Here is a 13,109-nt window from a genome sequence, read left to right on the forward strand (position 1 = left end):
ACCCGTCCCTCCCTCAAGCTCTCGGCTTCGCTCGAGCAGGGGGACCCTCATCCGGGGGTTGCACCCCCAGCCCCCGCTCCGGCCCTGAACGGGCCTCGTCCTCAAACGCCGGACGGGCTGGAGGGTGGCGCGGGGCCGGCACATCACCGGCAGGACCCTCGCCGCATGCCCGCATGCCCGCATGCCCGCATGCCCGCATGCCCGCATGCCCGCATGCCCAAATGACCTAAGGACCGAAGGGCCAAATGACCTAAGGACCGAAGGGCCAAATGACCGAAGGCCCCGGCCCGCCCCCTGGGGAAGGGTGACGGCCGGGGCCTTCGGATCGCGCTCGTGGATCCACGCCCGCGTGGCGAACGCAGGCCGCGCGTGGATCCTGGGTGCCGGATGGGAGCGGATGAGAGAGGGCCCGCTCTGGGTCCAGCCGACGGTCAAGTCAGGAGCGAGTCATGAGGACGAGTCCGGGTGGACTCGGCCGGACTCAGCCCTTGAGGGCAGAGACCTGGGAAGCCAGCGCCGACTTCTTGTTGGCGGCCTGGTTCTTGTGGATGACGCCCTTGGAGACGGCCTTGTCGAGCTTGCGCGAGGCCTCGCGCAGGGCGACGGTCGCCTTCTCCACGTCACCCGCGGCCGTGGCCTCGCGGGTCTTGCGGATCGCGGTCTTCAGAGAGGACTTGACGGCCTTGTTGCGCTGCCGGGCCTTCTCGTTGGTCTTGATCCGCTTGATCTGGGACTTGATGTTCGCCACGAATGAGCCTTTTCAGGTTCAGGCACGCGCAACGCCGCAACGTCACACGCGCCGGTGATTGATCTCCGAGTGGACCGCCGGTGATCCGGTGGTCCGAGTGGCCCACCGGGACCCGGTGGAGCCGGTCGCGCCTCGCGCTGAGAGGGCATGAGGCACAGCCACCCAAGGTACCAGCCGGGTTCCGGCCCGCCCAAACCGGTCGGGGGAGCCCTGAGGGCCGTGCTTGAGCGCCGTGGACACCTCCATATGGCCCGAACCGGTTGCCACTCCGCACCCGTGGGACCATGGAACCTACGTATCGATCCGACCCGAGACCGCAGACACTGCGGACGCCTCAAGAATCAGGACCCTGCGTGCCCGCGATCCCTAGCCATGTGCCCGAGCCGAGCCGTACCGACCCGGCGCTGATCCGCAACTTCTGCATCATCGCGCACATCGACCACGGCAAGTCCACGCTCGCCGACCGGATGCTCCAGCTGACCGGGGTGGTCGAGCAGCGGCAGATGCGCGCCCAGTACCTCGACCGCATGGACATCGAGCGCGAGCGCGGCATCACGATCAAGTCCCAGGCGGTGCGGTTGCCGTGGGCCCCCACCCACGACCAGGGCAACACGCACATCCTCAACATGATCGACACCCCGGGGCACGTCGACTTCACGTACGAGGTCTCGCGGTCGCTCGCCGCCTGTGAGGGGACCATCCTCCTCGTCGACGCCGCTCAGGGCATCGAGGCCCAGACCCTCGCCAATCTGTATCTGGCGATGGAGAACGATCTGACGATCATCCCCGTGCTCAACAAGATCGATCTTCCGGCCGCCCAGCCCGAGAAGTTCGCCGAGGAGCTCGCCAACCTCGTCGGATGCGACCCCGACAACGTGCTGAAGGTCTCCGCCAAGACCGGGCTCGGGGTGGAGGCACTGCTGGACAAGGTCGTCGCCGAGATCCCGCCGCCCGTCGGGGTCAAGGACGCGCCCGCGCGGGCGATGATCTTCGACTCGGTGTACGACTCCTACCGGGGCGTCGTCACCTACGTCCGTGTCATCGACGGACAGCTCAACAAGCGTGAGCGGATCCGGATGATGTCCACCGGCGCCACCCACGAGCTGCTGGAGATCGGGACCAACTCCCCCGAGATGCTCGGTGCCGACGGGCTGGGTGTCGGCGAGGTGGGTTACCTCATCACCGGCGTGAAGGACGTCCGGCAGTCCAAGGTCGGCGACACCATCACCACCCTGCACAAGGGGGCGACCGAGGCGCTCGGCGGGTACAAGGACCCGAAGCCGATGGTCTTCTCCGGTCTGTATCCGCTCGACGGCTCCGACTACCCCGAGCTTCGCGACGCCCTCGACAAGCTGCAGCTCAACGATGCCGCGCTGGTCTACGAGCCGGAGACCTCCGCCGCCCTCGGCTTCGGCTTCCGCGTCGGCTTCCTCGGTCTGCTGCACCTCGACGTGATCCGTGAGCGGCTCGAGCGCGAGTTCGGGCTCGACCTCATCGCCACCGCGCCGAACGTGGTCTACCGCGTGCTCATGGAGGACGGCACCGAGCACACCGTCACCAACCCGAGCGAGTTCCCCGAGGGGAAGATCGGGGAGGTGTACGAGCCGGTCGTCCGCGCCACCATCCTGGCGCCGAGCGAGTTCATCGGGTCGATCATGGAGCTGTGCCAGACGCGGCGCGGTGTCCTGCTCGGCATGGACTACCTGTCCGAGGAGCGCGTCGAGATCCGCTACACCCTGCCGCTCGCCGAGATCGTCTTCGACTTCTTCGACCAGCTGAAGTCCAAGACCCGCGGCTATGCCTCGCTCGACTACGAGCCCACCGGCGAGCAGACCTCCAGCCTCGTCAAGGTCGACATCCTGCTGCACGGCGACAAGGTCGACGCCTTCTCCGCGATCACGCACAAGGACGCGGCGTACGCGTACGGTGTGCGGCTCGTCGCCAAGCTGCGCGAGCTCATCCCGCGGCAGGCCTTCGAGGTGCCCATCCAGGCCGCCATCGGCTCCCGGGTCATCGCCCGCGAGACCATCCGCGCCATCCGCAAGGACGTTCTCGCCAAGTGCTACGGCGGTGACATCTCCCGGAAGCGGAAGCTGCTGGAGAAGCAGAAGGAAGGCAAGAAGCGCATGAAGATGGTGGGCTCTGTGGAGGTTCCGCAAGAGGCCTTCATCGCCGTGCTGTCCAGCGACGACAGCGGCGGGTCCGCCAAGGGCAAGAAGTAGCCGTCGCCCGCTCCCGGTGAACGCCGGTGCTTCTTGGGCACGTAACGCCTGTTACTCCAAGGAACTCGGGCAGAATGCGGGCTCGTCGCGTTTCGGCGCGGCGGGCCCGTACGTGTGTGTGGGCTTGCTCGCCACGTATGGGTGCGGTCGCTCCGTACGTGTGGGTAGGGTCGCTCTGCGTGGAACTTCTCTGTAGGAAGTGACAGTACGCCGCCCCTTACGCACCGGGCAGCAGCGCTCTACCCTGATCACCACTCGATGGTTACTCGCGAGTTAAACAACAGCCGCTTTGAGCCAGCCGCACTGTCGCGGGCCCCGGAGGATGTCGTGAGCGACACACAGACCCTGATCGAGAACCGTCCGCCCTCCGTGGCGGCCCTCTTCCTGGAGCGCGTGGCGGCCACGCCCGACGCGGAGGCCTACCGCTATCCGGTGCCCCCCGCCTCGGGAGAGGGCCCTTCCGAGTGGAAGTCGCTGAGCTGGGCGCAGGCCGCCGAGCGGGTCTACGCCATCGCGGCCGGGCTGATCGAACTGGGCGTGCAGCCGGAACAGCGCGTGGCCCTCGCCTCCGCCACCCGGGTCGAGTGGATCCTGGCCGACCTCGGCATCATGTGCGCCGGTGCGGCCACCACGACCGTCTACCCCTCGACGAACGCCGACGAGTCCGCGTACATCCTGTCCGACTCCGGGAGCAAGGTGCTCATCGCGGAGGACGCGGTGCAGCTGGCCAAGGCCCAGGAGAAGCGGGCCGAGCTGCCCGAGCTGACGCATGTGGTCGTCGTCGACCCCGCCGGCGCGGACCTCTCGGAGGACTGGGTCCTCTCCCTCGCCGAGCTGGAGCAGCGCGGTGCCGCGTATCTGGAGAAGAAGCCCGACCTGATCAAGGAGAAGGTCGGCGCGATCACCAAGGACCAGCTCGCCACCCTCATCTACACCTCGGGCACCACGGGGCGGCCCAAGGGCGTGCGCCTCCCGCACGACAACTGGTCGTACATGGCGAAGGCGATCGCCGCGACCGGGCTGATCAGCAGCGAGGACGTGCAGTACCTCTGGCTGCCGCTCGCGCATGTCTTCGGCAAGGTGCTCACCTCCGGGCAGATCGAGGTCGGGCATGTCACCGCCGTCGACGGCCGGGTCGACAAGATCATCGAGAACCTGCCGGTTGTGCAGCCGACGTACATGGCGGCCGTGCCGCGCATCTTCGAGAAGGTCTACAACGGGGTCGTCGCGAAGGCGCGCGCGGGCGGGCCGGCCAAGTACAAGATCTTCCAGTGGGCGGCCGGGGTCGGCCGTGAGTACGCCAAGGCCAGCCAGGACAACTTCCGCCGCACCGGTACCGCCGCGGTGCCGTTCGGGCTCGCCGCCAAGCACAAGGTCGCGGACGCGCTGGTCTTCAAGAAGCTGCGCGAGGCCTTCGGCGGACAACTGCGGGCCTGTGTCTCCGGGTCGGTCGCGCTGGCGCCCGAGATCGGCTTCTTCTTCGCCGGCGCGGGCATCCACATCCTGGAGGGCTACGGTCTGACCGAGACCAGCGCCGCGTCCTTCGTCAACCCCGGCGAGGCGTACCGCACCGGCACGGTCGGCAAGCCGTTGCCCGGCTGCGAGGTGCGGATCGCGGACGACGGCGAGATCCTGCTGCGCGGGCCCGGTGTCATGGAGGGCTACCACAAGCTGCCGGAGAAGACCGCGGAGGTGCTGGAGTCCGACGGCTGGTTCCACACCGGGGACATCGGTGAGCTCTCGGCCGACGGGTATCTGCGGATCACCGACCGCAAGAAGGACCTGTTCAAGACCTCCGGCGGCAAGTACATCGCGCCGACCGAGATCGAGGGCCAGTTCAAGGCGCTGTGCCCGTTCACGTCCAACGTCATGGTCATCGGCGCCGACCGCAACTTCTGCACCGCGCTCATCGCACTCGACGAGCCGGCCCTCCTCGGCTGGGCCAAGGACAACGGCATGGAGGGCAAGTCGTACGAGGACATCGTCGCCTCACCCGCCACGGTGGAGTTCATCGAGGGCTATGTCCAGCGCCTGAACGAGGGCCTCCAGCGCTGGCAGACCGTCAAGAAGTTCCGCCTCCTGCCGCGTGACCTGGACGTGGAGCACGGCGAACTGACGCCGAGCCTCAAGCTGAAGCGGCCGGTGGTGGAGCGGGAGTACGGGCACCTGATCGACGAGATGTACGCGGGTGCCAGGGAGGCGTAGCGCGTGAGCGAAGGGGTGGCGGGGCTCTCCGTGCGCGGCTGCGGGTCCGTTGTGGCTGGTCGCGCAGTTCCCCGCGCCCCTTAAGCCCTGCCCCTGCGCGCCCCTGGATCCCTGCCCCGCGCGCTCCTCAGAAGCTCCGGCCCTGCCGGATCTCATCCACCAAGTGCTGTAAATCCCGGACCTGGGTGCGTATCGCCCCCAGGTCCGGGGGGCCGTCGACGGCCAGTTGTTTCTCCAGGGTGCTCAGGCGGGTGCTCACTCCGGCGAAGTGGGTCTGTTCCTGGGCCAGCATGCGTTCCAGTTGCTGGTTCTTGCGGTGCAGGTCGAGGAAGACGGCGACCTTGGCGCGCAGTACCCACGGGTCGAAGGGCTTGGTGAGGTAGTCGGCGGCTCCGGTGGCGTAACCGCGGAAGGCGTAGCCCGCGTCGGCGTCCGTGCCCGTCAGGAAGATGATGGGGACGTCCTTGGTCTGATCGAGCCGTTTGATGTTCGCCGCCGTCTCGAAGCCGTCCATGCCCGGCATACGGATGTCGAGGAGGACGACCGCGAAGCGTTGCCGCAGCAGGGCCTTCATGGCCTCCTCTCCTGAACGGGCGCGTACGAGCGGCTCGTTGAGGGACCCCAGGACGGCCTCCAGCGCGATCAGGTTGTCCTCCATGTCGTCCACGAGGAGGATGCTGGCGCGCTCTTCGGTCGTTGCCTCAGTGCTCATGTCTGACTGCCTCATTCAGTCTGTGGCTGGTTCTTGGGCGCTCGGCCGCGTTTCCTCCGCGTCTTCTGCGTCTTCCGTACCCTCCGTGTGCTCCGGGTCGAGGAGCGCGCACACGACCGTGAGCAACTGGTCCACGTCCACCGGCTTCGGTACGTAGTCGTTGGCGCCCCGCGCGATGGACTTCTCCCGGTCGCCCGGCATCGCCTTCGCGGTCAGCGCCACGATGGGAAGGCCCGCCCAGCGCGGGGTGCGGCGGATGGCGGAGATCGTCTCGTAGCCGTCCATCTCCGGCATCATGATGTCCATCAGGACGAGCTCGACGTCCGGGTTGCGCTCCAGGGTCTCGATGCCCTCGCGGCCGTTCTCCGCGTACAGGACGGGCATGCCGACACGGCCCAGGACATGGGTGAGCGCGAAGACGTTGCGGATGTCGTCGTCCACTATCAGCACGCGCCGTCCCGGCAGGACCTGGCCCGCGCGGCCCGACTTCCAGGCCTCCAGCTTGGTGGGGGTCGGCCAGGTGTCGTCCGAGTCGTGCCCGGTGTACGGCTCGGCCGACAGTTGCTCGGGGGAGGGCAGGTCCCGCTCCTCGGGAACCGGACCGGTCGCCGTGTGGCCGGGGCTGACGACCGGGACGTACAGCGTGAACGTGGACCCCTTGCCGGGCAGGCTGTCGGCGACGATACGGCCGCCCAGCAGGCCCGCGATCTCCCGGCTGATGGACAGACCGAGCCCGGTGCCGCCGTACTTGCGGTTCGTCGTGCCGTCGGCCTGCTGGAACGCCTCGAAGATCACCGGGAGTTTCTCGGGCGCGATGCCGATGCCGGTGTCGGAGACCTCGAAGGCGATCACATCGTCGGTCTCCTCGCGGGTGTGGGTGGAGTCGGGGTCCTTGACGCGGCTGACGCGCAGTTCGACCTTGCCGCTCGCGGTGAACTTGATCGCGTTGGAGAGCAGGTTGCGCAGGATCTGCTGGAGGCGCTGCTCGTCCGAGTACATCTCGCGCGGTACGTCCTCGCCGACCGTCACCTCGAACGCGAGTCCCCGGTCCAGGGTGAGCGGGCGGAACGTGGCGTGGACGTAGTCCAGCAGCTTGATCAGCGGGAGCCTCTTCGGGCGTACGTCCATCCGGCCGGCCTCGATCTTCGACAGGTCGAGGATGTCGTTGATCAGCTGCAGCAGGTCCGAGCCCGAGCGGTGGATCGTGGACGCGAACTGCACCTCCTGGTCGGACAGATGGCCGTCCGGGTTGTCCGAGAGCAGCCGCGCCAGGATCAACAGGGAGTTCAGGGGCGTACGCAGCTCGTGCGACATGTTCGCCAGGAACTCCGACTTGTACTGGGAGGACGTCGCCAGCAGGGCGGCCTTCTCCTCCAGTTCGGCGTTCGAGCGCTGCAACTCGGCCTGCTGCTTCTGGAGTTCGTCCGAGCGTTCCTGGAGCTGCATGGCCAGCCGCTGGGACTCGCCGAGGAGCGACTCCGTACGGGAGTTGGCGATGATCGTGTTGATCGCGACACCGATGGTGTTCACGAACTGGTCGAAGAAGGCCAGGTGGACATCGGAGAAGCGGGAGAAGGACGCCAGTTCGACCACGCCGAGGAGCTTGTCCTCGAAGAGGATCGGGATGATCACGACACTGGACGGAGCGGCCTCACCCAGCCCGCTGTTGATCTTGATGTAGTCCGGCGGGGCGTCCTCCACCAGGATCCGCTTCTTCTCGCGCGCCGCCTGCGCCACCAGCCCGTGCACCGGCAGCCCGCCGGTCTCCACGGTCGCCCCCTGTGCCGCGCCGTACCCGGCGATGAAGGCGAGCCCCTTGCTGGGCACGACCGTGCGCAGCGCCGCGCTGTCCTCGTCGGGGTCGGCCAGGTAGAACGCGCCGTACTGGGCGTTCACCAGCGGCGTCAGCTCGCGCAGGATCAGGTCGGCGACCTCCATCAGATCGCGGTGGCCCTGCATCAGCGCGGCGAGCCGCGCCAGGTTGGACTCCAGCCAGTCCTTCGCACGGGTGGTCTCGCGGAGGTTGGCCACCATCAGGTTGATGTTGTCCTTCAGTTCGGCGACCTCGCCGCGCGTCTCCACGGAGATGGAGCGGGACATGTCGCCCTGCGCCACCGCCGACGCCACCTCGGCGATCGCGCGGACCTGGGTGGTGAGGTTCAGCGCCAGCTCGTTCACGTTCGTCGTCAGGCGCTTCCAGGTGCCGTACACGCCCTCGACCCGGGCCTGACCGCCCAACTGGCCCTCCGAACCCACCTCGCGGGCCACACGCGTGACCTCGGAGGAGAAGGAGGAGAGGGTGTCCACCATCGTGTTGATGGTCGTCTTCAGCTCCAGGATCTCGCCGCGCGCGTCCACGTCGATCTTCTTCGACAGGTCGCCCTGGGCCACGGCGGTCGCCACCTGGGCGATGTTCCGCACCTGTGAGGTCAGGTTGTCGGCCATGTAGTTGACGTTGTCGGTGAGGTCACGCCACACGCCCGACACACCCAGCACCTGCGCGCGCCCGCCGAGCCGGCCGTCGGTGCCGACCTCGCGGGCCACCCGGGTCACCTCGTCGGCGAAGGCCCTTAACTGCTCCACCATCGTGTTGACGGTGTCCTTCAGTTCGAGGATCTCGCCGCGGGCGTCGACCGTGATCTTCTTGGACAGATCGCCGTTCGCGACGGCGGTCGTCACCTGCGCGATGTTCCGTACCTGGGAAGTGAGGTTCAGCGCCATGAAGTTGACGTTGTCGGTGAGGTCCTTCCAGACGCCGGACACGCCCCGGACCTGGGCCTGACCGCCCAGGTTCCCTTCCGTGCCGACCTCGCGGGCGACGCGGGTGACCTCGTCGGCGAAGGCGGAGAGCTGGTCGACCATGGTGTTGATCGTCGACTTCAGCTCCAGGATCTCGCCCTTCGCCTCGACCGTGATCTTCTTGCCGAGGTCGCCCTGGGCGACGGCCGTGGACACCAGGGCGATGTTCCGCACCTGTGAGGTGAGGTTGTCCGCCATGAAGTTGACGTTGTCGGTGAGGTCCTTCCACACCCCCGAGACGCCCCGGACCTGAGCGCGTCCGCCCAGATTGCCCTCGGTGCCGACCTCGCGGGCGACGCGGGTGACCTCGTCGGCGAAGGCGGAGAGCTGGTCGACCATGGTGTTGATCGTCGACTTCAGCTCCAGGATCTCGCCCTGCGCGTCCACCGTGATCTTCTGACTGAGATCGCCGTTGGCCACGGCCGTGGTGACCTGGGCGATGTTGCGGACCTGCGAGGTCAGGTTCGACGCCATGAAGTTGACGTTGTCGGTGAGGTCCTTCCACACCCCCGACACGCCCCGCACCTGTGCCCGGCCGCCCAGCTGCCCCTCGGTGCCCACCTCGCGGGCCACGCGCGTGACCTCGTCGGCGAAGGCGGACAGCTGGTCGACCATCGTGTTGACCGTGAGCTTGAGTTCGAGCAGCTCACCGGTCGCCTCGACGGTCACCGTACGGGTGAGGTCGCCGCGGGCCACCGAGGTCGTCACCAGGGCGATGTCGCGTACCTGGGCGGTGAGCCGGGACGCCATCGTGTTGACCGCCTCGGTCACATCCCGCCAGCTGCCCGACAGGCCCCGGACATTGGCACGCCCGCCGAGCCGCCCTTCGGTACCGACCTCGCGCGCGACCCGGGTCACCTCGCCCGTGAACAACGACAGCTGGTCGACCATCTTGTTGACGGCACGGCCCAGCCGGCGCAGATCACCGCGGAGCTGTCGGTTGCCGTCGTGCAGATCGACCCGCTGGGTGAGATCGCCGCCGGCCACCGCGTCCAGCACGCGCGTCGCGTTCGCCGCGGGGGCCACCAGAGCGTCGAGGAGCTGGTTCACATCGTTGACGCGGGACGTCCAGCTGCCCTGCCCGGGGCTCGCCGAGAGGCGCTCGTCGAGACGGCCGTGGCGCACCAGCTCCCTTCGCACCCGCTGCGCTTCCGTGTTGAAGTGGGTGCTGCGGTCGATGATCTGGTTGAAGACGGCGGTCAGCTCCGCCACCAGGCCGTGCCCGACCTCGGGCGCCTTGACGAAGTCGCCGTCGCGGGCAGCGGTCATGGCGGCGAGCAGCGGGCGTAGATCGGATGCCCGAATCCATCCCTCATTCTGACCGTCTTCGAGCAGGCGCGTAGCACTGTTCTCACTCATGATGGCCCACTTCGGTAACTCGGCGCTTATGGGCGTGCCCAGTCTGTCACTCTGTCCGTGCCGCCTGAGGCCTAATCGTCCGAACTGCTCAGGGAGCCATACCGTGGGGGCCATTCCGACGCAACGGGAGTCGACGACCCGTGCACCTGGTACACCGGCGCACAACGGGGTCGACCCGCGCGCGGTCACACACGCGTCGCTGCCCGGAGGCCCGCTCGCGCCCGGCGCCGCCCGCCGCTTCACCCGGGTCAGCCTCGCCGAGTGGACCCGGCTCGCCCTGCCCGGCGCCGAACACCTCACCGAGACGTTCGCCGACGACGTCCTGGTGGTGGTCAGCGAGCTGGTCACCAACGCGGTCGTGCACGCCGGCACGGACGTCGAGCTGCTGTGCCGCCTGGAGGCCCCCGAGTACCCCGGCGACGAGCCCGTCCGGGTCGTCGTCGAGATCTCCGACCACCATCCCGCGCGCGTGGTACGCGACGACGGTGCCGAACGCCCGTACAGCACCGAGCGCCCGCACGACACGGAACCCTCCTTCGGCACACCGGAGTACGGGCGCGGACTGCGGCTCGTCTCCGCGCTCTCCGACGCCTGGGGCATCACCTACCGCACCGGCGTGAAGACCGTCTGGGCGCGCCTGCCCGTCGACGGTGGCGCCGGTGTCGAGGAGAACATCGAGGCGTACGCAGGTGACGCGGCCCTGGAGCACGGGCTGAGCGTCGCCGACATCCTCGCCCCCGTGCCGAGGCGGAGCGCGGAACGCGACCAGGACTGGCTGAACCGCGGTGCCCTCTCGTTCCTCGCCGAGGCCTCCGACCTGCTCGCCGGGCAGCTCGACGAGGACCTGGTCGCCGCGCTCGCCGGACAGCTGCTGGTGCCGCGCCTGGCCGACTGGTGCGCGGTCTGGCTGGAGGACGAGGGCATGGGCTGGCGCGGGGCCGAGGGCGGCACCTTCGGCTCGGGGCCGCGGCTCGCCCGCGTCTGGCACGTCAGCGAGAACCGCATCGAGGACCTGCGCTGCGCGCTGCTGAAGGACCCGCCCCGGCTGCCGGAGTCGGTACGGTCCCGGGCCGTGCCCGTGGCCTGGCCGGACGAGGCCCTGGGCGGCCGGGGAGAGACCGGGACCGCGCTCGCGTACCGGCTGATCGCGGGCGGACGGCCGCTGGGCGCCCTCGTCATCGGGCGGGCCGGGGTGCTCCGCTTCGCCGACGAGGTCACGGGGCTCGTCGAGGACCTCAGCCGCCGGGTGGCCCTGGCGATCGGCGCGGCCCGCCAGTACGCCCGCCAGGCCACCATCAGCCGGGTCCTGCAGCGCGGACTGCTGCCGGGCGCGGTCGCCGAGATCCCCGGGATGCACAGCGCGCTCGTGTACGAGCCGTGCGACAAGGGCGGGCCCAGCGGCGACTTCTACGACCTGTTCCCGGCGGGCGACGGCCGCTGGTGCTTCGCCCTCGGCGACGTCCAGGGCAAGGGCCCCGAGGCCGCCGTCGTCATCGGCCTGGCCCGGCCCTGGCTGCGGCTGCTGGCCCGCGAGGGCTACCAGGTCGCGGAGGTCCTGGACCGCCTCAACCAGCTGCTCCTCGACGACGCGACCGAGGCGGCGGACGCGGCCGCGCGGGCCCTGGTGACGGCCGGGGGACCGGGTCTCGGTGCCGACGAGGGCCCGCAGACGCGCTTCCTGTCCCTCCTGTTCGGCGAACTCGTGCCGTTCGACGGCGGTGTCCGCTGCACGCTCGCCTCCGCCGGACATCCCCTGCCGCTGGTCCTGAGCCCCGACGGCTGCGTACGCGCCGTCGCCGAGCCGCAGACCCTCCTCGGCGTGATCGAGGACACCGACTACACCTGCGAGACCTTCGAGCTGTACTCCGGCGACACGCTGTTGTGCGTGACCGACGGGGTGACCGAGCGGCGCTGCGGACCGCGGATGTTCGACGACGGGGACGGCCTCGCCGCCGCGCTGACCGGCTGCGCGGGGCTGAACGCGGAGCTCGTCGCGGAGCGGATCAGGAGGCTCGTGCACCAGTTCGGGGGCAAGCCGCCGGAGGACGATCTGGCGTTGCTGGTGCTGCAGGCGGAGTAGCCGCTGCTGGTCTTCGGCTCCCGTACGGGCACGCGCGCGCGTACGGGACAATGGAACGCATGCCTTCCGCACTCCCCGACGGTGAGCCCGTCCCCGACGACGGGGCGCTGCCCGCGCACGCCCTGGCCGGGGCCGCGGACCGGCCCCTCGGGTTCTACCTGCACGTCCCGTACTGCGCGACCCGCTGCGGCTACTGCGACTTCAACACCTACACGGCGACCGAGCTGCGCGGAACGGGCGGGGTCCTCGCCTCCCGCGAGAACTACGCCGAGACCCTGATCGACGAGATCCGCCTGGCCCGCAAGGTGCTCGGCGACGACCCGCGCCCCGTGCGCACGGTCTTCGTCGGCGGCGGTACGCCCACGCTGCTGGCCGCCGGTGATCTCGTACGGATGCTGGGGGCGATCCGGGACGAGTTCGGGCTCGCGGACGGGGCGGAGGTGACCACGGAGGCGAACCCGGAGTCGGTGGATCCGGCGTACCTGGAGACTCTCCGGGCCGGCGGCTTCAACCGGATCTCGTTCGGTATGCAGAGCGCGCGGCGGCATGTGCTGCGGGTGCTGGACCGGACCCACACGCCCGGGCGGCCCGAGGCGTGTGTGGCGGAGGCCCGTGCGGCCGGCTTCGAGCACGTCAACCTGGACCTGATCTACGGCACGCCCGGGGAGTCGGACGACGACTGGCGGGCGTCCCTGGACGCGGCGATCGGGGCGGGGCCGGATCACGTGTCGGCGTACGCGCTGATCGTGGAGGAGGGGACGCAGCTCGCGCGGCGTATCCGGCGCGGCGAGGTGCCGATGACCGATGACGATGTCCACGCGGACCGGTACCTGATCGCGGAGTCGGTGCTGTCCGCGGCGGGGTTCGACTGGTACGAGGTGTCGAACTGGGCCACGTCCGCGGCTGGGCGCTGCCTTCACAACGAGCTGTACTGGCGTGGTGCCGACTGGTGGGGCGCGGGGCCGGGGGCGCACAGCCATGTGG

General features: G+C 69.2%; 7 protein-coding genes. 4 read left to right on the forward strand and 3 right to left on the reverse strand.

The annotated features are described in order from the left end of the window. Window positions 1–481 precede the first annotated feature (481 nt). On the reverse strand, window positions 482–748 hold the full coding sequence (rpsT, locus tag FNH04_RS28915) for a 30S ribosomal protein S20 (protein ID WP_322724142.1): 267 nt from the start codon (window positions 746–748) through the stop codon (window positions 482–484). A gap of 353 nt (window positions 749–1,101) precedes the next feature. Between rpsT and lepA the strand changes: the two genes are divergently transcribed. Together lepA and FNH04_RS28925 are read left to right on the forward strand one after the other, a co-directional pair. Beyond that, the gene (gene lepA / locus FNH04_RS28920; protein ID WP_322724143.1) at window positions 1,102–2,970 is read left to right on the forward strand and encodes a translation elongation factor 4; all 1,869 of its coding nucleotides are present in this window, start codon (window positions 1,102–1,104) and stop codon (window positions 2,968–2,970) included. 327 nt (window positions 2,971–3,297) lie between these two features. Continuing rightward, complete coding sequence (locus FNH04_RS28925; RefSeq protein ID WP_322724145.1) at window positions 3,298–5,175, forward strand: AMP-dependent synthetase/ligase; 1,878 nt, start codon at window positions 3,298–3,300, stop codon at window positions 5,173–5,175. A 127-nt stretch (window positions 5,176–5,302) separates the two neighbouring features. On the opposite strand, the gene FNH04_RS28930 is transcribed toward FNH04_RS28925, so the two are convergent. Both FNH04_RS28930 and FNH04_RS28935 read right to left on the reverse strand, forming a co-directional pair. Then, on the reverse strand, window positions 5,303–5,887 hold the full coding sequence (locus tag FNH04_RS28930) for a response regulator (protein WP_152788729.1): 585 nt from the start codon (window positions 5,885–5,887) through the stop codon (window positions 5,303–5,305). A 15-nt stretch (window positions 5,888–5,902) separates the two neighbouring features. Continuing rightward, window positions 5,903–10,045, reverse strand: a complete 4,143-nt coding sequence (locus tag FNH04_RS28935) for a HAMP domain-containing protein (protein WP_152788730.1) — start codon at window positions 10,043–10,045, stop codon at window positions 5,903–5,905. Window positions 10,046–10,148: 103 nt separating this feature from the next. On the opposite strand from FNH04_RS28935, the gene FNH04_RS28940 reads away from it, so the two are divergent. Beyond that, window positions 10,149–12,125: a SpoIIE family protein phosphatase gene (locus FNH04_RS28940; RefSeq protein WP_322724146.1), complete on the forward strand. Its 1,977-nt coding sequence runs from the start codon at window positions 10,149–10,151 to the stop codon at window positions 12,123–12,125. A 59-nt stretch (window positions 12,126–12,184) separates the two neighbouring features. Continuing rightward, a partial coding sequence (gene hemW, locus FNH04_RS28945) for a radical SAM family heme chaperone HemW (RefSeq protein WP_194236849.1) occupies window positions 12,185–13,109 on the forward strand: 925 nt, incomplete at its 3' end.

The sequence above is a fragment of the Streptomyces phyllanthi genome (assembly GCF_009377205.1).
Taxonomy (GTDB): Bacteria; Actinomycetota; Actinomycetes; order Streptomycetales; family Streptomycetaceae; genus Streptomyces; species Streptomyces phyllanthi.